This window comes from Pseudomonas sp. AC252 (assembly GCF_979258105.1).
Genome location: NZ_OZ409837.1, coordinates 2,995,580 through 3,019,003 on the forward strand (window position 1 = coordinate 2,995,580; position 23,424 = coordinate 3,019,003).

Sequence of the window (23,424 nt, forward strand, 5' to 3'; positions counted from 1 at the left end):
TCTCTTTCAGTTTTGCGCCCGATCGGGCGTCTCGGATTTAGTGTTGATGGCTACGTTTTGTTGGCGGGCGCCGGCTTGTTTGAGCTCTGCGACCCACTGCGGGTCGGCGTCGCCGATTTCGTTGTTCACAGGCAGATATCGTTCAGGAAACTCCCAGATCAGCACTTGTGGCGGGCTGTTCTTGAAGTCATCGCTTTTCAGGTAGCTGAGCATTGGCAGAATCGGGCCGTGGCCGTCTTCGGCGTAGTTGACGACGTCGCTGTGCAGCGCTTGTTTGAGCGCACCGACGAAGTTCCAGTTGGGGTTGGCGCTGTAGCTGGTGCCGATCAGCGCGACCGGTACTTCGCTGTTGGCGAACAGCGCGTCGTCACCGGCAGGTTGCTCGGCGGCAACGGTGTTGCGTTTGAGCAGTGGCTCAGGCGCCGGCATCATGTTTTCGAACAGCGGATCGAGCGGCAGGAACAGACGCAGATCGCCCTTGTGCGTAACCTTCTCTGCTGGCGTGGTAACGAAGCGCTGTGGCTCGCCGCTCAGCGGGAATTTCTCGGCAATGGTTTTCGCCAGCGTGTTGGCGGCGATCTCGGCGCCTTCCGGCGTCCAGTGGGTGTCGGTGCGCAGGAACACTTGCTGACCGTTCTGCTTGGCCTGTTGCAGCGGGCCGAGCAGGTCAGGGGCGAGGATCTTTTCGGCCGCAACACGGGCGTGGAAATCCTGATACAGGTTCTGGTGAATGCTCGAAGGCTTCACTTCATCCAGATGCTCCGGATACAGACGCACCTTGGCCGGCACGATCGCCATCACCAGTTTCACGCCTTTCTCTTTCAGGGTCTGGCGCACGCCTTCGACCAGCGCGTAGTTGCCTTGCAGGTTCTGTTGTTCGTTGACGATCGGGTTGAATTCCTCATCGCTGTACAACCACTGGTCGCGGCCGAGCACGACGCCCGGACGACCTTCGTTGAACAGTTTGAAATCCAGCGCGGCCCAGAGGTTGGTGCCCAGACGCTTGATCGGGAATTCATCGTCGTAGTGGGTTTCCACCGCTTTGGTCCAGCGGCCATTGAGCACCGTCGCGTCGGCGTTGGTGCTGAAGCCGAAGAAGCTGCGAATCGACCACAGGCCCAGGACCAACAGCGTCACCAGGAACAGGGCGATGTAGAAGATGCGTAATGAGCGGGTCATGTCAGATCCCTCAGAACTGGAAGTAAAGGAACGGCGAGAAGCTTTGCGCCGAGAGTTTGAGAATCGAGGCGATGAACAGCAGCAGGATCAGCCCGCGCATCACGTAGCGCGACCAGTCAGCGGTCCAGTAGGCCGGTTGCACCTGGGCTTCGACGCCGACGGTGTAGCCAGGTTCATGGATGCTCGCTGGATTTTCACCAGGCGCTGCCTTGATCATTCCCGGGGTCGCAGTGGCAGGGCCATCGGCCTTGACGTTGACTTCCGGTTTGGTCTTGGCGGGCGGCTGATTGGTGTACAGATCACGCAGGCCGAAGAACGCCAGGGTCACGTAAGCCACCACCAGGGTCGCCACTTGCAGACCGGTCAGGCTGGCCTGATTGAGTTCCGACAGCGACCAGTCGCCGAAGCTGAACATTGCACCGTACATGCGACCGGCAACGTGCAGGTTCTCGGCACGGAAGATCACCCAGCCCATCACCACCAGCAGGAAGGTCAGTGCCCAGCGGATCGGGTTGAGGCTGCGCGGCGAGGTGTTCAGGCCGAGCATTTTTTCGATCGCCAGCCACATGCCGTGCCAGGCGCCCCAGATGATGTAAGTGATGTTCGCGCCGTGCCACAGACCGCCGAGCAGCATGGTCAGGAACAGGTTGCGATAGGTCATCAGCGTGCCTTTACGATTACCGCCGAGGGTGATGTAGAGATAGTCACGCAGCCAGGTCGACAGGCTGATGTGCCAGCGGCGCCAGAACTCGGTGATCGACTGGCTGATGTACGGCTGCTTGAAGTTTTCCATGAAGCGGAAACCCATCATCAAGCCCAGACCGATGGCCATGTCGCTGTAACCGGAGAAGTCGAAGTACAGCTGCGCGGTGTACGCCAGCGCACCGAGCCAGGCATCGCCCGTGGTCGGGTTCTGCAGGGCGAAGCAATGGTCGGCGACCACGGCGAGGGTGTCGGCGATGAAGACCTTCTTGATGAAACCCTGCATGAACCGCGTGCAGCCCTCGGAGAACTTGTCGAGGGTGTGCGTCCGGTTGTTGAACTGATCAGCGAGGTCACGGAAACGCAGAACCGGGCCGGCAATCAGGTGCGGGAAGATCGCCACGAATGCTGCGAAGTCGATCAGGTTGCGCGTCGCCGGAGTGTCGCCACGGTACACGTCGATGATGTAGCTGATCGATTCGAAGATGTAGAACGAAATACCGATCGGCAGCAGCACGTGGGTCAGGATGAACGGTTCAAGACCGAACGAAGTCATGATCGCGTTGATGCTGTCGACGCCGAAGTTGGCGTATTTGAAGTAGCCGAGGATGCACAGGTCCACCGCCACGCCGAGCAACAGCCAGCGCTGCGCCGGTTTGGTTCGTACACCGGCGGCACCGACTTTCAGGCCGATCCAGTAGTTCCACAGCGTGACGCCGGCGAACAGTGCGAGGAAGTCCACTCGCCACCAGGCGTAGAACACGTAGCTGGCGATCAGCAGCAGCAGGTTGCGATAGCGTTGCCCGCTCAGGTAGTACAAGCCGAGAAAGATCGGCAAGAACAGAAACAGGAACACGTTGGATGAAAATACCATCCCGATCTCTCCATGTTTGAACCAACAGTCAAGGGCCAAAGCCCCCCAAACCCCCCGTGGTAGTGGAGGGGTGAAACAGTCCTGCGATCGTTCCCACGCTCTGCGTGGGAATGCCTCAATGGACGCTCTGCGTCCGCTTCGGCATGGGACGCGGAGCGTCCGGGCTGCATTCCCACGCGGAGCGTGGGAACGATCAGCCATCAGTGTTTTCAGGAACCCTTGTTGCCCTTTTCATGCGACGGGTCGTAGACCTTGGTCAGGTCGCCGCCAAGACGGAAAGTCTTGAACGGTTGCATGTCGCGCTTCTTCTCGATCACATCCGGCGCGCAGGTGTAGAGCGTGCAGAACGGTTCGAGCCAGGCGAATTTCATGTCCTCTTTCAGGTCGGTCATGTCCTGCTTTTTGCCGTTCTTTTCTTCGAACTCATCAGGGTCCTTCACACCGGCCAACACGCGATCACCGAGACGCTTGAGCGCGCCGTTGTTTTCCTGACGCAGATCGACACCGTTGACCTGGGCGAAACTGGCGATCATCGCCAGCGGCGGCAGGGCGTAGTTGTGATAGGCGAGGGCGCGTTGCTGGCGCTTGAGTTCGTTAGGCAGGAAGCCGTCGGCGTCGACCTGGTTGACGCCAACCTTGTATTCCTTCACCGCCCAATCAAACAGGTCGCGGCGGTTGGTGGCGACGGCGGTGGCCATCACCGACCAGGCGGCCCAGTACGAGTGGTTGTTGGTTTTTTCCAGCGGCAGGTTGTCCCAGTCGCTGACCACCTGATCGGCCATTTTGCTGAACCAGGCTTCGATCAACTGCGCTTCCTGCTGGTGCTGGGCCAGTGGATGCGAGTCGGAGAACTTCAGGCGAATGTACGAAGACGCCATGCTGCCCAGTGCCCATTTGCGCATCGACTTGCCGGTGTGGTTGAAGTCTTTGGACATCAACGCGTCAGCCTTGGCCCACGCGGTCAGCCAGTTGAGCGTGCATTCGAGCTGCTCCGGGCGACCGTCGCGCATGAACTGCATGACGCGCTTGGCGGTGCCGCGCTCCAGCGTAGTGATGTCTTTGGTGGTGTCGCGAAAGGCTTTTTCCGACTGCACGTTCAGCGTCGCGCGGGCCTTGTCCGAACCTTCGTATTTGCTGCGAAATTGCAGCGGACCGGTGTACGGCGCTGGCATCGCGTCGCAGCCGTCGCTCTTGTCGCCGGTCTTGAATTTATCCACCGGGGCGAAGTAGCCCTGCGGCGGACGCAATGGCGCGGCGGCCTGAGTTGCCCCGGCGAACATCGCCAGGCTCAGGAGGGTCGGTGCCAACAGGTTTTTCAGTTTCGGATTTCGCATAGCAGACCTCATTGCCCGAGCTGCGCGGTCTGTTGACCGACGCCCGGGAATACGTTGCGTTTGCAGATTTTCGCTTCGACTTTTTGTGGCGCGGCGCCAGGTCCGGCTTCAGGACCCTGGACTTCAACGGCCAGCAGGTTTTGCGAGGCCCAGTCTTCGTCCGTGCGCAGCTCAAAGGCGAAACGACCGTCGGTGTCGGAGGTTTCCGGTTTCTCGATCTTGATGTCCTCGTGGCGACCGTTCATGTACCAGAGGGTGGCTTGCAGGGTTTTCACCGAGGTGTCGGCGAAGCGGATGTCGACCTGATGGTTGGCGTTTTGCAGGTTCAGGTTCTTGCTGTTGACCAGCAGTTCTTGCTTGCTGCCTGGCTTCAGCGTGGCACTGGCGGACATCTGCGCGTCTTTGCCTTCGCAACCGTTGTCGAGCAGGGCCATCATCTGGCGATAGATGGTTTCCTGGTCGAGGCGATACAGCGGCGAGAATTCCCAGATGAGAATCTTCGGCGGGGTCTTCTGGAATTCTTCGCTGCCCAGGTACTGCAGCATCGAACCTTCGAAACCGCCGCCGGGGAAGGCCACGTTGAGAATGTCGGCGCCGATGGCTTCTTCGAGGAAACCGGCGAAGTTGTAGTTCTTGCCGCTGTGCGACGTACCGACCAGGGTGATCTGCGGATTGCCGGAATCGCCGAACAGGTCGCCGTCGCCGGCCTCGCCTTTCGGCTCGGTGGTGAACTGGTCCATGTACTGGATCGCGTAGCTGGTGCCGCACAGCTGCCCGGCCATGTTGTGCAGGGTGCCGGTCTTGCCCATGCGCCCGGACTTCTTGGTCTCGAATTCACGCTTGGGAATGTCGGCGAAGGCCGGGATCTGCTTGACCTTTTCGGCGACGATTTTCGCCGTGCGCTGGGCACCGTAAGGCGTCCAGTGCTGGTCGCCACGGAAGTAGAAGTCGTGGGCGGGCAGGGTGTCCGGCAGCGATTCGTTGGTCAGTGGTGACAGGTCCGGCACCACGTAACCCATCTTGGCGAAACGGCCGAGCATGGTCTTGTAGTTGCCCAGGGCTTTCTCGTAATCGAACGCGGCTTTTTCCTGCGGGTTGAGCTTGTTGCGGTTCACCAGGCCACGGGTCGGCTGGTAGACGATCACCAGCTCAACGCCTTTGCTCTTGAACGCATCGTGCAACTGTTGCAAGCGCTTGTAGCCGGCTGGTGTGGTGTTGAACTCGGTGCGCAGGTCTTCCTGGGTACGGAACAACCAGTCGCCCTGGGCCTGCACCAGCGTGGTGAAGTTCTGCTGATAACGCGTGGTGTAGTTCTTCGCGTCATGGGCCGCCGGGCACAGGTTGCAGCACGGCTCGGCGGTGAACTTCGGTGGCGTGACGCTTGCGCCGTCAGCGTCGGCGCGGGCGTTGCCGGCAGCGAGAATGCCGAGGGTCAGGGCCGAGAGGCTGAGCAGTTTGATCATGTGTGGGTGCATAAAAATTATCCTCAGTCCTGCAATTCGGTCTGGCGTTCGACAGGGTCGATCAGCACGGCTTTCTGCTGGCGCACCAACAGATCGAGAATTTCATCCTGGCGCTCGCCGAGGATGCCGTTGAAGCTGATCCCGCTGGACTTGGTCGGCGCCAGCATCGACACGCGATACAGCTCGACACTCAGCGGCGAGTCGATCGACAGCGGGCCGCTGCCGTTGGCTGCCAGCTCGCCGCCGACGACGATCAGCGAGACCTGCGCGTCGAACGGGTCGAGCTTGATGTCACGGTCGGTGTCGGTCAGGTCCTTGATGTGCCCGTAGATACCGGTCAGGCCGTTGGTCATGGCAACGTTTTCGTAGAGGCGGATGTTCACGCTGTTACGAATCCGGATCCCGTGACGGGTATTGCTGATGACCTTGTTGCCCCACAGCAGGTTGTCGGCGGACTCGTAGAGCGTGATGCCGTCGGTGTGGTTCTTGTAGATCTCGTTGTAGGCAATGATGTTGTTGACGCTGTTACGGTCGATCACCAGGCCCGACAACTTGTTGTCGAAACTCTTGTTGTTGAAGATGAAGCTGTCGTTGACCTCACGGGAAATGATGATCCCGTGCTTCTTCTTCGTGCCGTGAACGGTGTTCTCGGCAATGATCAGACGGTGCGAGCGGTCATGCGGGTCGATGCCGTAGACGATGTTGTCTTTGTAGGTGTTGCCCTTGACCACAAAGTCGCGGGTTTCGTAGCAGTAGAAGCCGTACCACATGTCCGAGAACTCGGAGCCGACGATCCAGCCGGTCGGTTCCGGGCGCTTGAGGACTTTGGCCATGTTCGGCGTGTACTGGGAAATACTCACCCCGTACGACTTACTGTTGGCGTAGCCGAAACTGGCCATCTTGCTGTTGACGATGTAGGTCTCGGTGCCGCCCCAGGCGAGCAGGAACGGACGGAATTCCTTCGGCGAGCGGAAGGTCGCCGGGCCGTTGTCCTTCTCGCGCCAACCGGTGACTTTGGTGTCACGCACGAACAACTGACCGTCGTTGACCAGGAACGAACCGGCCTCTTGGGACAGGCGCAGTTCCTGGGTCTGGCCGTCGATCTCAAGGATGCCTTTCTGGCCGACCACGATCGGCAATTTGGCCAGGTACACGCCCGGAGCGGTCTCGCTGAAATACTGCTTGGGCAGTTTTTTCGCCAGATCCTTGAGGTTCATGTAGCCGTCGTCGATGAAGATCGCCTGCGGGATGCCGTGCTGACGCACCACCCATTCGGCCATCTTGTTATCGCCGCCGATGAAGTCCTTCAGGGCATTTTCCTGCATCATCCGGCGCACGCTGATCTTGCCCGGTTTGCTGCGCACGATCTTCGCCGCAGCGGCTTCGGCGGTGAAGCCGGACAGGTCGGGCAGTGTCGGCTTGGCCAGTTTCAGTGCGTCGGTCGGCGCGCTGCTGACGGTGTAGGTCTTGGCCTGTTGCAGTTCTTTGGCCACGGTCGCAGGTTTCGCCGGTTCAACATTGGCGAAGGCGCCGGCGCTGGCCAGCAGCATCGCGCCGGCCAGCAGGCTGAGTGAGCCTGTTCTGGTGCTGATCATGTCGGGCACTCCCTTGGCGGTTTGCATCAGAAGCGCCAGATCACGTCAATGAATGCGCGGTGCATGTAGGAATCAACCTGGCTGCCATAGGCATCGCCCGGCTTGAACACACCGCCACGGAAACGCACCAGTGCCGAAGGCTCGTCGATCGACTGGCTCAACGCCGCCGGCAACAGGCCTTGCTTGAAGTACTTGGTGACGACCAGGTCCATTTCCTGACCCAGGTCCTTGTTGCCATCTTCAAGCGGCAGCGAGGTGCTGGAGAGGATCGCGCCAGTGACGTCGTCGGTGTTGTTTTCCACCGCATTGATGCCGTTGCTGCCGACCGGCTTGTTGCCGTCGACACGCCAGAACTTGTGGTAGATCAGGCTGGCGTCGTACTCGTCGTTGACCATCCAGGAACCGAACAGGGTGGCGGTCTGCATGTTGTTCATTTCGCCACGGAACGCTTCGCCGAAACGGTGCACGCGCGAGCGGGTACCGGTGTAGTTGGAGCGGTTGCTCTCCAGACCGTTCTGTTCGTAATCGGCACTGGCGCGGGCGTAGGCACCGCCGACTTGCCACTGCGGATCGAGGCGCAGACGCACGCCGACATCGGCTGCCCAGCCGCTGATGTCATCGCTGCGCTTGGCTTGTGTCGGGCGCGTGCCGTCGGCGTTCAGCGCGTTGACCGTGTCACGGTCGCCGCTCATGCCGGTGATGCTGCCCCAGTAGTTGACGGTGTTGGTGTTGCGCCAGTTGTAGGCGTCGCTGTCGGCGGTCAGGCCGATCCAACTGATGTCGCCGTTCTCGGTCTTGTCCAGCGAATCGCGCGGGACGCCTGGCTCGGCGTAATCGAGTTTGCCGTCATCGTGGGTGTGGTGACCGCGAATGCCGACCCACTGGCCCGGCGTCCACTGGTAAGCGGCGTCGGCGTAGGCGTGCAGGCGATCCTTGTCTTTCGGTGCCAGCTCTTTCAAGTCGGTGCGGTATTCGCTGAAACGCTCGGCGACACCGGCGTTGGCGCGCAGCAGGGTGGTGTCGAAGGTCCAGTTCAGCGCTTCGATGTTGGTGTCGCGCCATTGGCCGTCGTCATTGCGCAGACGCTGGCGACCGAACTTGAGGATCTCGCCGGGGTAGGGCGTGAAGCCGCTGTAGCCGACCCAGAATTCGCGCATCGCCAGATAGTTTTTCTTGGTTTCACGATCGCCGCTGTCGGTGGTCTGTTCGCCGTCCGATTGCTGCAGGGTGTCGGTCTCGATGATGTCGGTCGAGGTCACCGCCTGACCCATCGCATAAGCGCTCCACGCGCCGCTTTCGCCGTAGATCCACGGACGCAGGTCGAGGCCCACGCCGTTGACGTCGCCGCCGCCGGCAGTGCCGAGGTCGCGGTCGTCTTCGGACTGGCCGGTAAGTTTCACTTCCAGACCGAAGTTCTTGCTTTCAGTCATCGCAGCCAGTGTCGGGCAAGACCAGAGCAGCGCGAAGGTGAGGCCAATACCGGCCTTCACGAATGGGTTCAGCTTCATAGTTTTCCTCGCCGTCTTCTTCTTGCAGGGCGTGCAGTTGCAGCGTGTTCGAGTTCAGGGCGCCACGGCTGGCCTGTTCCTGTTGCAACAGGCGGCGGGCTTCGGGCAGGCGCTCGGGCGGCAGTTGCGCCTCGAGGGTCGCTGCCAGTTCATCGGCTTGCGGGGTGTTCTGGGCCTTGGCCAATTGGCTGAACACGTAGGCGTTCAGCGGGTCGGGCTTGGTGCCCTTGCCTTGCGAGAACAGCTGGGCGATGGCGAAGTCGGCACTGTTCTGGCCATTGCGCGCAGCGGTCAGCAGGTGGTCGAGAGCCTTCTGTGGATAGACCTTGCCCAGGTAGCCACGGCGGTAGATCTGGCCGAGGTAGTAATCGGCGGCGACTTCGCGGCCAACGGCTTTCTGGAAGTGTTCCTCGGCGACTTTCGCGTCAGCCGGAACCAGTTTGCCTTCGTAGTAGACCTTGCCCAGCAACAGTTCGGCGCGCGGCTGGTCGGCGGCGCGGCCGTTGTCCAGGTACTTCATCATCTGGTCGACGTCGCCCAGTTCGGGGAAGTCGTAAAGCAATTGCGCGAGGGTGACCCACGACGCCGGGTAGCCCGGAGCGATCGGCTCGAGCAACGACTGCGCGGTTTTTTCGTCGGTCTTGCCCAGGGTCGAGTCGGCCAGCACGCGGGCCACGGAGTCGACACGCTGCGCAGTGACGGTGCCACGGCTGTAACCGGCCTGCATCTGCTTGATCAGCTCGGCCTGTTGCTCCGGCTGGCCACGTTTCTGGTAGACGGTGGCCAGTTCGACGTAGCAGATGTCGGTGGTGTTGAGCGCGGCCTTGCAGATCTTTTCCACGTCATCCAGGTGCTGGTCGTAGGTGCCCTGGGTGCGATACAGCAGCACCTGCGCCAGACCCGCTTCCGGGTAACCGGATTTGCGCCACTGATCGATCTGCTGCTGGGCGTTGATATTGGGGAAGCTGTGCGGGTATTGCAGATACAGCATCGCCAGCGGGATCAACGTATTGCCTTCGCCATTGGCAGCGGCTTTTTTCAGCAGGGTTTCGGCTTCGTGATGCTCGGCTTCGGTGGACCCGGGCTTGGCCACCAGCAGGCGACCGAGACGTGCCTGGGCACGCGGCGACACACTGGCCGCTGCGCGGTAAGTCGCTTCGGCCTGTTTCATCTGCGCCGGGTCGCGGCTGTCGACCTGGATATCGGCCAGGCCGACTTGCGCCTCGCTGTAACCCAGATCGGCCAGTTGCTGGTAATTCTGCGCAGCGGTGGCGGTGTCGCCACGCTTGAGCGCTTCGTTGGCCAGACGCTGGTCGGGCAGCCCGGCGCAACCGGCCAGAGAGACTGCCAGCGCCAAGGCACACATGGGGCCCTTGTGGGAGCTGGCTTGCCAGCGATTCAGGCGACTCGGTGTTTCAGCAAGACCGCACTGATCCAATCGCTGGCAAGCCAGCTCCCACAGGGATCGCGGCGTTCTGAAGAGACTGGTAATAGTCACAGGCATGTCCTCGACTTAAAGACCGGCAGCCATGGCTTTGTCGATCAGCCAGTTCAGGTTCGGGCCACGGTCGCTGTTCACTTCCACCGGGCGGCCGGCCAGGCTGCTGTCGAGCGGCTCGTCTGGCTGGATCTGTACGCGAATGTCGGAGGACAGGTCGGCGCTCTTCAGGCTGGTGCTGCTGACGATCTTGCCGGTGCGGGTCTTGTCTTCGCCGGCGATCTGGAAGCTCACCGGAGTGCCCGGACGCACGTCGCCGAACTGGCGATAGGAGAAGCGTGCTTCAACGTTGGCCTGGGTGTTGCGCGGCACCAGTTGGAAGATCACGTCGCCCTTGCTCGCGTACTGACCGTCAGCCACCAGTTGCTGGGCCACGGTGCAATCGCACGGCGAGGTCAGGGTGCCGGTCATTTGCTTGCCGAACAGTTCTTCAACCTTGGCCGGGGCCAGTTGGTCTTCGGCCAGATGGCCCTTGAGTACGTCGAGCATACTGGTGCTGAAGGTCGCCAGTGGGGCGCCTTTGGCGGCAACGCCGTCGGACTTGACCAAGCTCTGCACGGTCCCGTCACGCGGCATGGTGATGTTCATCCCCGGCACGCTGACCAGACCGGCCTGGGCGTGGCTGACGAAGTACATGCCGTACACCGACTTGAAGATGAAACCGGCAGCGACCAGGCCAACGGCGAAAATACCGGCGCTGAAGGTCACGGCTTTCAGACGGCCGAACGGGGTCATGCCGGTGTCGTTGGTCTTGTTCTTGCGCGCCTTGGTGAAGTTGTCGCGCTGCAGGGTCGCCAGTACTTCGCCGATGCTGACGATGTCGCCGGCCAGGTGCGAAGTGATCAGGTGGCGCAGGGTGGAAATGTCCTGCGGCTCAAGGTTCTGGAACTGGCAGCCGGCGCGGCCGGTGGCGCGATCGAAGGAACGCACCTGCAGTTCAACGTCCATGGCCAGGCCGAGGTTGTCGATGACAAATTGCAGACGCGCCTTGTACACCTCGCCGATGGTCAGCGGCATCTGCCCGGCGTTGAACGCCAGACCGCCAGCCGACAGATCGAGGACGCGCGCTTCGAGCGGCGTCCGGTCAGGGCCGAAGAAACGCAGCTTGGCCGGGATTTTCACGCGAGCGTGCTGGCGCTGGGCTTCGGATTCATGCACTACGTTGACGTTGACGGCGGTATTCATAGGGGCGATTTCCTTGTTAATTCAATAGGAGCGGGTCAGACCATCATCAGCAGCACGGCGACAAAAATGCTGCCGGCGGAGAAGGTCATGGTCCGAGACGACCAGGTGTTGAACCAACGTTGAAAGCTGGCGAGATCACGGGTCAGGGATGTGGGCTGGCGAGTCCAGGATTGTTGGTCGAGGCGGAAGAACACGTAGATCTTCACCAGGGCGCCAACGATCTGGTTGTAATACAGAATCGCCGGGTAAGCAGGGCCGATGCGGTGACCGGAACACGACAGCAACAGCGTCAGGATCAGGCGGGTGATACCGATCCATAGCAGGTACACGAGGATGAACGCGGTGCCGTACTTGAAGCTGGCGATCAGTGCGACGGTCAGGCCGAGCAGCGAAGTCCACATCGACACGCGCTGGTCGAACAGCACCACCGAAGTGAACACGCCGAGGCGGCGGATACCCAGACCCAGTGCGCGGGAGTTCTGGCGCAGGTTGTTGCCGTACCAGCGGAACATCAGCTTGCGGCTGGCCTTGATGAAGCTCTTTTCCGGCGGGTGCTCAACGGTATTGATCGCGGCGTCCGGCACGTAGAAAGTGTCGTAACCCAGGCGCATCAGGCTGAACCAGCTCGACTTGTCGTCGCCGGTCAGGAATTTGAAGCGGCCCAGACGCCAGTGTTGCAGCGAGTCGCTTTCAACGTCGGCGATGAATTCCGGATTGGTGACTACGGAAGCTTTGAACACCGACATCCGCCCGGTCATGGTCAGCACGCGCTTGGACAGGGCCATCGAGCACATGTTGATGTGGCGCTGGGCGAAACGCAGCTTGTGCCATTCGCTCATGATGTAGCCGCCGCGCACTTCGCAGAACTCGTTGGTGGTCAGGCCGCCGACATTGCCGAACAGCTGGAACCACGGCACGGTCTTGCGCACGACGCCTTCGCCGAGCACGGTGTCGCCGTCGATCACGGCCACCACGGCACGGTCGTCCGGCAGGTGACGGGAGATCGCGCGGAAACCGAAGGCCAGGCCATCGCGCTTGCCGGTACCGGGAATGCGCACGAAGTCGAGCTTGACCCGCTCCGGCGGATTCATCCGCGCCCACAGCGCCTTGACCAGCAACTCGTCGGACATTTCCACGATCGAGCAGACAATGGTGGTCGGCAGTTCGCAATCGATGGCTTCACGGATCACCGAGCTGTAGACCTGCGCGGTGGTCAGCGCGTCAATACGAAAGCTCGTGACCATCAGAAACACATGCGACGGGTCGGCCGCTTTACCCAACTTGCGTACTTTGCGACGCAGGTGCGGGTAAACGATGTAGAGAAAAATCATGCCGCGCACAAAGTGCGTTGCACCCATCGAGTAGCGCCAGATACCCACGGCGCCAATCAGGAAAATGAAGTCCTTCGACTCGGAGTCGAATGTGGACGTGGGCAGCATCAAGGCCAGGCCCATCAGCAGACTGAGATAAAAAAGCCAGCCGGCTGATTGCAGAAAAAAATGTTTGAGCTTGGTCATAACCGTCATCCGAAGGTGATGGAGGCTTCAAGCCGCAAGCGTGTTGCTTTTGCTTGCGGCTTGCGGCTTGCGGCTTGAAGCTTGAGGCTTGCCTTACCAGCAAATACCTTCGGTGCGGCTACCGGCGCTGGTGGACTTGGACATGAAGCCCACCAGGTCGATGACTTGCTTGCCCTGCGGCGCTTCCTGGGCCAGCGAACGGAACTTCTCGTCGCGGTTGCCGAGGATGATCACGTCGGAGTTGTCGATCACCGAGTCGAAGTCGGAGTTGAGCAGGGACGACACGTGCGGAATCTTCGATTCGATGTAGTCCTTGTTCGCACCGTGGACGCGGGCGTATTCGACGTTGCTGTCGTAGATGCTCAGGTCGTAACCCTTGCCGATCAGCATTTCCGCCAGTTCGACCAGCGGGCTTTCGCGCAGGTCGTCGGTGCCGGCCTTGAAGCTCAGACCGAGCAGGGCGACTTTGCGTTTTTCATGGCTTTCGACGATATCGAAGGCGTTCTGCACTTGCGATTCGTTACTGCGCATCAGCGAGTTGAGCAGCGGCGCTTCGACGTCCAGGGAACCAGCGCGGTAGGTCAGCGCGCGCACGTCTTTCGGCAGGCATGAGCCGCCGAAGGCGAAGCCCGGGCGCATGTAGTACTGGGACAGGTTCAGGGTCTTGTCCTGGCAAACCACGTCCATCACTTCACGGCCATCGACGCCCACGGCTTTGGCGATGTTGCCGATCTCGTTGGCGAAGGTCACTTTGGTCGCGTGCCAGACGTTGCAGGTGTACTTGATCATCTCGGCAACGGCGATGTCCTTGCGGATGATCGGTGCGTCGAGTTCTTCGTACAGCGATTGCAGAACGTCGCCCGACGCGGTGTCGAACTCGCCGATGACAGTCATTGGCGGGTGATCATAGTCAGCGATGGCGGTGGATTCACGCAGGAATTCAGGGTTGACCGCAACGCCGAAATCGACGCCGGCCTTTTTGCCCGAGCAGTCTTCCAGAATCGGGATCACCACGTTGGCCACAGTGCCTGGCAGCACGGTGCTGCGCACGACGATGGTGTGACGGGTGGTTTTTTCGCGCAGGACATAACCAATCTCGCGGCACACCGCCTCGATGTAGTTCAGTTCCAGATCGCCGTTCTTTTTGCTTGGCGTGCCGACGCAGATCATCGACAGGTCGGTATCACGAATCGCCTCGGCGAAGTTGGTCGTGCCGCGCAGACGACCGGTCTGAATACCCTGTTGCAGAAGTTCACCCAGGCCCGGTTCAACGATTGGCGATCGGCCGTCGTTAATCATGTCGATCTTGTCTTTGGCAACATCGACGCCAACTACGTCATGGCCACGTGCAGACAGGCAACCGGCACATACTGCGCCAACGTAACCCAAACCAAATATGCTGATGCGCATCGCAATTACCTCTGTATATATCAGGCCTTAGAAGGCCGGAGTTAATGGTGTTCAGCGGTCACTAGTGCACTCGGAAGTGCGGCTTACAGGCGCCACAATGCCGTGTGCAGGCATACAAAGTTCCGAGTGTCTAATAAGTGCACTCAAGATGTGCGCAACTAGGCCTTGTTGTTATGACTTGCCCTGTTATGCAGCCGATCTTCCGTGCAGGAAGACTCTAGTGCAGTCGTGTAGCCTGCTCGACGTCCGGTAGGGAGCCGGTAAATCAAGCAGTTAGGTGCTCAGGCGAGCACGTTTATAGGGGCGCGGCCTTGGCCTTTGTAGGGGATATTAATGGTGCGTATCTCCTGTCCTTCGATTGTTTTGAGACTCGTTAGTCACTCAGGCAAGTTGCTGTGACAACTTGGTTACATGGCTATCTGCTCTGCGTAAGTTATCTCGTACAAACTCGCCGAGAATCGTTACCGGTGGTATGAGCAACGCATTTGGACATAGTTCCAGCCCACTCATCGTGCCAGCCGAAATTTTTTGAAATATTGGTGGAGATGGCACTGGGTGCAATTTGATAGCACTAACGATTTCGTCCTTTAGTTATCGGGGCGAAACCGGGGCCGATAGTTTTGTGCCACTACGGGTGAAAAATTTAGGTGCCACTACTGAAAAAAACTTCAGCGTCGAGTGAAACTAAAATTAGAGAATGGAGTGTTGTTTTATTGGCGCCATGAATTTGGCGATATGTCGCGGGGGGATTTTGACTTCGGGCGGACTGCACGACTCCCGACTAAAAGAGTCGTGCAAAGGGCATGCTTTATTCCGGGGCGTGATCGCGCAAAAACACCAGATTGTCGGGTTTCGATTGCTCGGCGCTGTAGCGATAACCCTGCACATCGAATTGCTTGAGCTGAGCCGGGTCGTTGATGCGTTCCTGGATCACAAATCGGCTCATCAGACCGCGCGCTTTCTTCGCGTAGAAACTGATGATCTTATACTGGCCGTTCTTCTGATCCTTGAACTCGGTATTGATGATCCGCGCCTTCAACGCGCTGCGCTTGACCGCAGAAAAGTATTCGTTGGATGCAAGGTTGAGCAGTACGTCATCGCCTTGCTCGGCCAGCGCTTCATTCAGCCACTCGCTGATGCGCGTGCCCCAGAACGCATACAGATCCTTGCCGCGGCCGTTGGCCAGTTTGGTGCCCATCTCCAGGCGATAGGGTTGCATCAGGTCCAGCGGCCGCAGCAGGCCATAAAGGCCGGAGAGCATGCGCAGGTGCTTTTGCGCGTAATCGAATTGCGCTTCGCTGAAGGACTGCGCGTCGAGACCGGTGTACACATCGCCTTTGAATGCGAGCAGCGCCTGCTTGGCGTTCTCTGGTGTGAAGGCTGGCGTCCAGCTGCCGAATCGCGCGGCATTGAGGCCACCGATCTTGTCGGACACGTGCATCAACTCGCTGATCTGCGCCGGACTCAACTCGCGCAACTGCTGGATCAGTTCCTGGGAATGGTCGAGGTACTGCGGCTGGGTAAAGCGCTGGGTCGCCGGCGGTGTTTCGTAGTCGAGGGTCTTGGCGGGGGAAATCACCATCAGCATGAAGTCGTCTCCTTTAATCGTGGGGGCGATTCTAGGGGGTTGTCCTTGTTGACTCCAGCTATCAAGCCCATAGGTGATCGACGGCTTAACTCAGACCCCTTGTGGGAGCGAGCCTGCTCGCGAATGCGGATTCACATGATCGTTCCTACGCTCCGCGTGGGAATGCAGCCCGTGACGCTCTGCGTCACAGTCGTCGGACGCGGAGCGTCCGGGGAGGCGTTACCACGCAGAGCGTGGGAACGATCATCCGTGGCTGAGGGGAACAGGACAGGATCAGCTATAGTGCCGCGCGGGTTTTGTTATGGAGACATCCCTTTGCGCATTGTTCTTTTATTCACCGCGTGGCTGCTGAGCTTCGCGGCCGTCGCGGCACCCGGTGATGCGGCGACGCTGGATCGCACGACCTGGCCGGAGCAGCTCAGCAGCCCGACCCTGTTCGATGTCGCGTCGCGGGCGGAAATCCTTATGTTCGCTCGAGGCCTGCTTGGCACCGAATCCATCGACGAGGCGGCGCTGGCCCAGCGCCTGGGTCTGCGCACGGTCAATATCGATGCGGTCAATCAGCTGCGTCAGCGTCTCTGGCAGCGCTTGCTCGCCAACTACAACTACGCCCAGCAAAGCTGCGATCAGGACGCCTCATTCTGTTTCCTCGTCGAAGACCTGCCTACCCTGCGCGAACAGGCGGCCAAGTTCGTGGTCAGCGACGACAGTTATTACACCAAATGGGCCGAGCCGAGCCGGATCTTCCATGTGCAGTACCTCGACGAGTTGATGCGCAAGGCCGCGCTGTCACCGCAAACGAGTAATGAATTCGATCATTTTGGCGACTACGAGCGCAACGGCGACGAGATGCATGACCGGCTGTTTTTGCTGACCTTCGACAGCGCCGCAAACGTGCAACCGGACAACACCGACTGGCTGACCGAGTACCTGCGCAAATCGAATCTGAGCGGGACATTCTTTGTGCTGGGCAAGGATATTCAGGCGCGACTCGCCGGCCGTTCGGTCAGCAGCCTGCAGGCGAGTTTCTCCCGGCAGTGCGTTGGCGTGCAGGGCTGGGAGTTCCGCTCCCATAGCCATTGGCAGGACTGGCAGGATTCGGTACGGCGCAGCGCCGACCTGGTGAAAAACAAACTGCCGGAAAACTATGTGCCGCTATTCCGTCCGCCGGATGGTCAGCGCCGCAGTGACGCACAAGGTTTCTTCAATAGCCAGGGCCTGCAAGTGGCGCTGTGGGACATTGATGCTCAGGACGGTGCCGGCAAGCTCAAGGGCCCGGCGAGCGCGCAGCGAGTGCTGACCCTGATGCTGTTGTGGCGTCACGGAGTGATCAATTTCAACATGAAACAGGATGCGGTGAAGACGTCCGTGCCGTGGCTGATCACGCAGACTGCGCAGAGCGGCATCGGCTGGGAAGACTGTCAGGACGCGTTTCGTTGAGAAACGACAAAAAGCCCGGAAACATTGGGCTTGGGGTGATTTTCAGGAGGAATTCGATGCAGGCGGACTTCCGACTTTAGCGGGGTACGGGGAGTCCGCCAAGGGCTTTTCGTCACTCTGCAAAATAAACTTAAAAAAACCGTCAAAGTGCTTTTTTATGTCATCGGTTTTGGAGTATTACGAAGACAGACCGCCGAAACCTGCAACACAGGTGGCGTCTTCCCAGACTCCTATTGTGTGCAGTTCATCCAGGCCCTCGTGGATGAATTCGGCAGTCACCTCGAGGCGCAGCACTGTCACGGTATTGCGTCGAATGGCTCCCACAAAGGTGACCGAGTATGGATGATCACGGACGCAGCCCTTCCTCCAACCAGCCAATCCTGTATGTACTCGATACCAACGTATTGATTCACGATCCAAATGCCCTGCTGAATTTCGAAGAACACCACGTCGCCATCCCGATGACCGTGCTGGAAGAGCTGGACAAGCTCAAGAGCGGCCATCACAGCGTGGCCGCCGAATGTCGCCAGGCGATCCGTCTGATCGACAAGACCCTGGGCGATGCGTCCCCCGAAGACGTCGAACTGGGCGTGCCGATCCAGCGTGGCAAGGGCGGGCCGAAGGGCTTGCTGTCAATTCTGATGAGCAAGCAGGCCGAGTCGAACCTGATTCTGCCCGAGCACCTGAACGACAACAAAATCATCAACCAACTGATTGATCTGCACACCCGCGATCCGCAGAAACCGGTGGTACTGGTCACCAAAGACATCAACATGCGCCTGAAGGCGCGCGCCTGTGGCATCGACGCCGAGGACTACAGCACCGACCAGTTGGTCGATGACGTGTCGCTGCTGCCCAACGGCTACCACAACATGACCGGCTCCTTCTGGGACCGCGTGAGCAAGGTCGAAACCCGTCAGGACCACGGCCGCACCTGGCATCAGGTGCAACTGATCGACAACCTGCCGGCCGTGCACATCAACGAGTTCATCATCGACGAGCAGGGCTTTGTCGGCTGGATCAAGGAAATCCAGGAAGACCGCCTGCTGATCCTCGACCTGCATCAGGAACCGCTGCTGCACCAGGAGGCGTGGGGCCTGAAACCGCGCGACATCTATCAGAGTCTGGCCCTGTATGCGTTGCTTGATCCGGACATTCATCTGGTCAACCTCTCCGGCGCCGCCGGCTCCGGTAAAACCATTCTGGCGCTGGCCGCTGCGATCGAGCAGACCATGGTCAGCAAGCGTTATCGCCGCATCATCGCCACCCGCAGCGTGCAGGGTCTGGACCAGGAAATCGGCTTCCTGCCTGGCACCGAAGCGGAAAAAATGGAGCCTTGGCTGGGCGCCATCACCGACAACCTCGAAGCCTTGCACATGGATGACGAAAACACCCATGGCAGCGTCGACTACATCCTCAGCAAAGTGCCGTTGCAGTTCAAATCGCTCAACTACATTCGTGGTCGCAGCTTCCAGCAGAGCCTGATCCTGATCGACGAATGCCAGAACCTCACGCCGCACCAGATGAAAACCATCATCACCCGTGCCGGCGCCGGTTCCAAAGTGGTGTGCTTGGGCAACCTGGCGCAGATCGACACCCCGTACCTGTCCGCGACCAGCTCCGGGCTGACCTACCTGACCGAACGCTTCAAGGACTTCCCCAACGGTGTACACATCACCCTGCAAGGCGTGCCTCGCTCGATCCTGGCCGAATACGCCGAATCGCATCTCTAAAGAGGAGCAGCTATAAGCTTCAAGCCGCAAGCTACGAGTGGTCCGAGTGAACTTCACTTGCCGCTTGAAGCTTGCGGCTTTCGGCTGTTTAAATGCGAGCTTTCCTGACGCCTGCCTACCGCGCTTTAACTTTCCGCTTGTAGCTTGCCGCTCGCAGCTGCCTCAAGGAGGCCCTCGTGCTGACTCATCTCGATTCCCAAGGTCGCGCCAACATGGTCGACGTCACTGAAAAAGCCGTGACGTTCCGTGAAGCGACCGCGCAAGCGCTGGTGCGCATGCTCCCTGAAACCCTGCAGATGATCGTCAGCGGCGGTCATCCCAAGGGTGATGTGTTCGCTGTCGCGCGCATTGCCGGGATTCAGGCGGCGAAGAAAACCAGCGATCTGATTCCCCTGTGCCACCCGCTGATGCTCACTGGCGTCAAAGTCGAACTCAGCGCCGAAGGCGAAGACAGCGTGCGCATCGTCGCCCGCTGCAAGCTGTCCGGGCAGACCGGCGTCGAAATGGAAGCGCTGACCGCCGCCAGCGTCGCCGCCCTGACCATTTACGACATGTGCAAAGCCGTGGATCGTGGCATGACCATCGAAAGCGTGCGGCTGCTGGAAAAGGTCGGCGGCAAAAGCGGCCACTTCCAGGCGGAGCAGCCATGAAACTGACCGTGAAGTTTTTTGCTCGTTACCGTGAAGCGCTGGGCGTGGATTCGGTGAAGGTTGAAGGCGATTTCGCGACCGTCGATGACGTTCGCAAGCTGTTGGCGCAACGTGATGGCGCCGAGGTGTTGAGCGAGCAGAACCTGATGTGCGCGCGCAACGAAGACCTCTGCCAGCTCGACGAGCCAGTGGCCGATGGCGACGAAGTGGCGTTTTTCCCCACCGTGACAGGAGGCTGAACATGGCGATTCGCGTGCAGGCCACGCCGTTCGATCCGGGCGCTGAAGTCAACGCCATGCACGCGGCGAACGTCGGCGTCGGTGCGGTGGTGAGTTTTGTCGGTTACGTACGCGACTTCAACGACGGGCTCGACGTGGCCGGGATGTTTCTCGAGCACTACCCGGGCATGACCGAAAAAGCCCTCGGCAAGATCGCTGTCGAAGCCGAGCAGCGCTGGCCGCTGCTCAAGCTGGAAGTGCTGCACCGCATTGGCGCGCTGGAGCCGGGCGAACCGATCGTCTTCGTCGGCGCCGCCAGCGCCCATCGCCAGGCCGCATTCGACGCCTGCGCCTTCGTCATGGACTACCTGAAAACCCGCGCTCCGTTCTGGAAAAAGAAAACACCAGCGACGGGCCACGTTGGGTCGAAGGACGTGACAGTGATCATGCGGCTGCGGATCGCTGGAAAAAATAATCCCTGTATTGCTCATTAGTCAGTCTTCGCGAGCAGGCTCGCTCCCACAGTTGAAATGCGTTCCCCTGTGGGAGCGAGCCTGCTCGCGAAGGCGTCATCTGCAATACCGAAAATCCTCCCCTCTCTACCCGATTGACGATTTGTACCTGAGAGTCCAGTATGGATTTCCAAGTACAAAAATGCTTCTGTCTTGCAGCTATCAGCTTGCCGCTTGTAGCTGCTCTTCTTCGCCAAACCTACAACAACCCGCGAGAGAACGAACATGAAGAAATTCCCCCTCATCACCGGTCTGGCCCTCAGCCTGTTGGCCTCCGCCAGCGTATTCGCCGCCGAGAAAACCCTGCGCATCGGCATCGAGGCGGCCTATCCGCCATTCGCGTCGAAAACCGACAAGGGTGAAATCGTCGGTTTCGACTACGACATCGGCAACGCCCTGTGCGCGCAGATGAAGGTCAAATGCGTGTGGGTTGAAGGTGAGTTCGACGGGCTGATTCCTTCGCTGAAAGTGAAGAAGATCGACATGGCGCTGTCGTCGATGACCATCAACGAAGATCGCAAGAAGTCGGTGGATTTCAGCCACAAGTACTACTTCACCTCCTCGCGTCTGGTCATGAAGGAGGGCGCCACGGTGGATGACCAGTACGCCAGCCTCAAGGGCAAGAACGTCGGCGTGCAGCGCGCGACCACCACCGATCGTTACGCCACCGAGGTGTTCGAACCCAAGGGCATCAACGTCAAGCGCTACAGCAACAACGAAGAGATCTACATGGACCTGGCAGCGGGGCGCCTCGATGCGATTTTCGCCGACACCATTCCGCTCAATGACTTTCTGTCGATGCCGCGTGGCAAGGGCTATGCGTTTGTCGGGCCGGAGTTGAAGGATCCGAAGTACGTCGGTGAAGGCGCGGGTATTGCCGTGCGCAAGGGCAATGCCGAACTGGTCAGCCAGTTGAACAGCGCCATCGACGGGATTCGCGCGAATGGCGAGTATCAGAAGATTTCCGATAAGTATTTCAAAGCTGATATCTACGGCGATTGATCAAGCGCTTTCGCGAGCAGGCTCGCTCCCACAGGGGTAACGCATTCCAAATGTGGGAGCGAGTCTGCTCGCGAAGAGGCCAGCGCTAGCGATGCAAATCTTCAGCCCTTCAATTCCTTCAAATGCTTGTACACCGTCGCCCGTCCCATGTTCAGCACATTGGCCACATAGTTCGAGGCGCTCTTGCCCTTGAACGCGCCCTCGGCGTGCAGCGCCAGCACCAATTCGCGTTTGTGATCGCGGGTCAGCAGGTTCAGGCTCAGCTGTCGCTCGCGCAACCAGGCGTGGAGGAAGGTGTTGATGCGTTCCTGCCAGTCATCACGGAACAGCGAGTCCGGCTGAGGAATCAGTTTGCTCGGTAACAGGAACAGGTCCAGCGCCGCTTTGGCGTTCTCGAACAGGGAGATATTCAGATTGATGCACAGCACTGCCAGCGGACGACTCTCGCTGTCGCGCAGCACGGTGCTCAGGCTGCGAATTTTCTGACCGTCCCAGTTGAGCTTTTCGTACGGGCCGATGTTTCTGTCGCTGACATCCTCGCTGAGCATGTCTTCCAATGACGAGTCGTCGCCGATCTCGCGCTTGGACAGGTTGTTGGCAATGTAGTCGACCTTCTGCGTGCGCAGGTCGTGCAGCACCACCTCCGCGTGGGGAAAGAACAGCGTGGCGATGGCGTCGGCGATGGCGCGGAAGTTATCCAGCGCCGGATCGAATTCGGGGGCAGTCATGACAGTGGAGCTCCAGGCAGCGTCAGCGCCCCTTGTGCCGGGGCGCTGCGAGTGTGCCGCAATCTTTTGGGCGAGTCGATGCGATCAAGCCAGTCGGGCCGGGGAGAGCATGGCGCTGTCCAGACCGAATTCATGCAGGTGCTCGGGAAGCGGCTCGCCGCGCACCAGCGCCGCACTGGCCTGGCCCATCGCCGGCGACGTCTGAATGCCGTAACCGCCCTGCGCGGCAACCCAGAAAAGCCCCGGCACTTGCGGATCGAAACCGCTGAGCAGATCACCGTCGGCAACGAAACTGCGCAAGCCCGCCCAGGTGCGCGTCGGCCGGCGGATGGTCAGCGTGGTGGCTTCTTCGATCTGATAAATACCCATGGCGATGTCGAGTTCTTCCGCCTGCACATCGTGCGGTTCGACCGGATCGGCGTTGGCCGGCGAGCCGAGGAACATGCCGGCGTCGGGCTTCATGTAGAAGGATTCGTCGAGGCTGACCAGCATCGGCCAATGGTGAGTGTCCACGCCTTCCGGGCCGGCAAAGATAAACGCCGCACGACGTTTCGGTTGCAGACCCAGCGGCTGCGCGCCGGCCAAAACGCCGACTCTGTCGGCCCAGGCACCAGCGGCGTTGATGATCACCGGTGCGCTGAAAGACTGGCCATTGGTCTGCACGTGCCACAGGCCATCGGCGTCGCGGCGCAAGCCAAGCACTTCGCAATCGGTGTGGATTTCGCCGTGATTGTGGCGGATACCGCGCAGGTAGCCCTGATGCAGCGCATCGGTGTCGATGTCGCAGGCCGAAGGATCGTAGATCGCGCCGTGGACTTTTTCCCGGCGCAGGATCGGTAGGCGCGCGCAGGCTTCGTCGGCGCTGAGCAGTTGCATCTGCGGCACGGTGGCTTTGGCGCTGAGGTATTGGTTGTTCAGTTCGGCGGGATCACCGATGAAGTCGACGGTCATTTCGCCGCGCGGGGTCAGCAGTGGGTGCTCGCAGAAACCGCTCGGAGGACTGTCGAAAAACGCGCGGCTGGCCTGCGTCAGTGCGCGTACCTGTGCGGTGCCGTAGGCGGCGGTGTACAGCGCGGCGGAGCGACCGGTGGAGTGATAGCCGGGATGGGTTTCACGCTCGAGCACGATCACTTTGCCGTGCGGCGCCAGCCAGAACCCGGTAGAAGCGCCGGCAATCCCGCCGCCGATGATGATGAAATCTGCGTGGCTCATGTAGGTCTCCAGTACGCAATATCAAGGCGTACGCTAGTCCCTTGTGGGAGCGAGCCTGCTCGCGAAGCGGTGTATC

General features: G+C 60.0%; 18 protein-coding genes and 1 pseudogene. 6 read left to right on the plus strand and 13 right to left on the minus strand.

Features of this window, described 5'->3' with window-relative positions; translation table 11 throughout:
- Positions 1 to 6 precede the first annotated feature (6 nt).
- The 11 genes from ACZZZ4_RS13595 to yaaA form a co-directional block, all read right to left on the minus strand.
- Positions 7 to 1,179 carry an alginate O-acetyltransferase gene (locus ACZZZ4_RS13595; protein ID WP_463548024.1) on the minus strand — a complete coding sequence of 391 codons (1,173 nt, stop codon included), beginning with the start codon at positions 1,177 to 1,179 and terminating at the stop codon, positions 7 to 9.
- A gap of 10 nt (positions 1,180 to 1,189) precedes the next feature.
- Positions 1,190 to 2,755: an MBOAT family O-acyltransferase gene (locus tag ACZZZ4_RS13600; RefSeq protein WP_039759236.1), complete on the minus strand. Its 1,566-nt coding sequence runs from the start codon at positions 2,753 to 2,755 to the stop codon at positions 1,190 to 1,192.
- A 209-nt stretch (positions 2,756 to 2,964) separates the two neighbouring features.
- Positions 2,965 to 4,089 (minus strand): mannuronate-specific alginate lyase, encoded by a 1,125-nt coding sequence (locus tag ACZZZ4_RS13605; protein WP_024011675.1) that lies wholly within the window; start codon positions 4,087 to 4,089, stop codon positions 2,965 to 2,967.
- Positions 4,090 to 4,097: 8 nt separating this feature from the next.
- Entirely contained in the window at positions 4,098 to 5,564 is a 1,467-nt protein-coding gene (locus ACZZZ4_RS13610; protein ID WP_415763589.1) for an alginate O-acetyltransferase, read from the minus strand.
- Positions 5,565 to 5,575: 11 nt separating this feature from the next.
- Entirely contained in the window at positions 5,576 to 7,147 is a 1,572-nt protein-coding gene (algG, locus tag ACZZZ4_RS13615; RefSeq protein WP_039759695.1) for a mannuronan 5-epimerase AlgG, read from the minus strand.
- Positions 7,148 to 7,173: 26 nt separating this feature from the next.
- Complete coding sequence (locus tag ACZZZ4_RS13620) at positions 7,174 to 8,655, minus strand: alginate export family protein (RefSeq protein ID WP_016771599.1); 1,482 nt, start codon at positions 8,653 to 8,655, stop codon at positions 7,174 to 7,176.
- A complete protein-coding gene (algK, locus tag ACZZZ4_RS13625) occupies positions 8,570 to 10,159 on the minus strand; it encodes an alginate biosynthesis TPR repeat lipoprotein AlgK (protein ID WP_463548025.1) in 1,590 nt (529 codons plus the stop codon). The genes ACZZZ4_RS13620 and algK overlap by 86 nt, the downstream gene beginning before the upstream one ends.
- Before the next feature lie 9 nt (positions 10,160 to 10,168).
- Positions 10,169 to 11,338, minus strand: a complete 1,170-nt coding sequence (locus ACZZZ4_RS13630; RefSeq protein ID WP_024011680.1) for an alginate biosynthesis protein Alg44 — start codon at positions 11,336 to 11,338, stop codon at positions 10,169 to 10,171.
- A gap of 35 nt (positions 11,339 to 11,373) precedes the next feature.
- Positions 11,374 to 12,855, minus strand: coding sequence for a mannuronan synthase (gene alg8 / locus ACZZZ4_RS13635; protein ID WP_161806094.1), 1,482 nt, complete (start codon positions 12,853 to 12,855; stop codon positions 11,374 to 11,376).
- A 93-nt stretch (positions 12,856 to 12,948) separates the two neighbouring features.
- Complete coding sequence (locus tag ACZZZ4_RS13640; protein ID WP_039759224.1) at positions 12,949 to 14,265, minus strand: nucleotide sugar dehydrogenase; 1,317 nt, start codon at positions 14,263 to 14,265, stop codon at positions 12,949 to 12,951.
- Positions 14,266 to 15,073: 808 nt separating this feature from the next.
- On the minus strand, positions 15,074 to 15,853 hold the full coding sequence (gene yaaA / locus ACZZZ4_RS13645) for a peroxide stress protein YaaA (RefSeq protein ID WP_076565964.1): 780 nt from the start codon (positions 15,851 to 15,853) through the stop codon (positions 15,074 to 15,076).
- A gap of 315 nt (positions 15,854 to 16,168) precedes the next feature.
- Between yaaA and ACZZZ4_RS13650 the strand changes: the two genes are divergently transcribed.
- The 6 genes and pseudogenes from ACZZZ4_RS13650 to ACZZZ4_RS13675 all read left to right on the plus strand — a co-directional run bounded on the left by ACZZZ4_RS13650 (position 16,169) and on the right by ACZZZ4_RS13675 (position 21,408).
- The gene (locus tag ACZZZ4_RS13650; protein WP_463548026.1) at positions 16,169 to 17,293 is read left to right on the plus strand and encodes a polysaccharide deacetylase family protein; all 1,125 of its coding nucleotides are present in this window, start codon (positions 16,169 to 16,171) and stop codon (positions 17,291 to 17,293) included.
- A 338-nt stretch (positions 17,294 to 17,631) separates the two neighbouring features.
- Positions 17,632 to 19,026 (plus strand): PhoH family protein, encoded by a 1,395-nt coding sequence (locus ACZZZ4_RS13655; RefSeq protein ID WP_024011685.1) that lies wholly within the window; start codon positions 17,632 to 17,634, stop codon positions 19,024 to 19,026.
- A 176-nt stretch (positions 19,027 to 19,202) separates the two neighbouring features.
- Positions 19,203 to 19,676, plus strand: coding sequence for a cyclic pyranopterin monophosphate synthase MoaC (gene moaC, locus ACZZZ4_RS13660; protein WP_008080206.1), 474 nt, complete (start codon positions 19,203 to 19,205; stop codon positions 19,674 to 19,676).
- Positions 19,673 to 19,915 carry a molybdopterin converting factor subunit 1 gene (gene moaD, locus ACZZZ4_RS13665; protein WP_039759217.1) on the plus strand — a complete coding sequence of 81 codons (243 nt, stop codon included), beginning with the start codon at positions 19,673 to 19,675 and terminating at the stop codon, positions 19,913 to 19,915. Before moaC ends, moaD begins: the two co-directional genes overlap by 4 nt.
- Before the next feature lie 2 nt (positions 19,916 to 19,917).
- Positions 19,918 to 20,369 (plus strand): annotated as a pseudogene (gene moaE, locus ACZZZ4_RS13670) (molybdopterin synthase catalytic subunit MoaE).
- 262 nt (positions 20,370 to 20,631) lie between these two features.
- Positions 20,632 to 21,408, plus strand: coding sequence for an ABC transporter substrate-binding protein (locus ACZZZ4_RS13675; protein ID WP_415763583.1), 777 nt, complete (start codon positions 20,632 to 20,634; stop codon positions 21,406 to 21,408).
- Between the two features lie 101 nt (positions 21,409 to 21,509).
- Here ACZZZ4_RS13675 and ACZZZ4_RS13680 read toward each other — a convergent pair whose 3' ends face one another.
- Positions 21,510 to 22,136 (minus strand): helix-turn-helix transcriptional regulator, encoded by a 627-nt coding sequence (locus tag ACZZZ4_RS13680; protein ID WP_463548027.1) that lies wholly within the window; start codon positions 22,134 to 22,136, stop codon positions 21,510 to 21,512.
- 84 nt (positions 22,137 to 22,220) lie between these two features.
- Entirely contained in the window at positions 22,221 to 23,348 is a 1,128-nt protein-coding gene (locus tag ACZZZ4_RS13685) for an NAD(P)/FAD-dependent oxidoreductase (RefSeq protein ID WP_463548028.1), read from the minus strand.
- Positions 23,349 to 23,424: the final 76 nt, after the last annotated feature.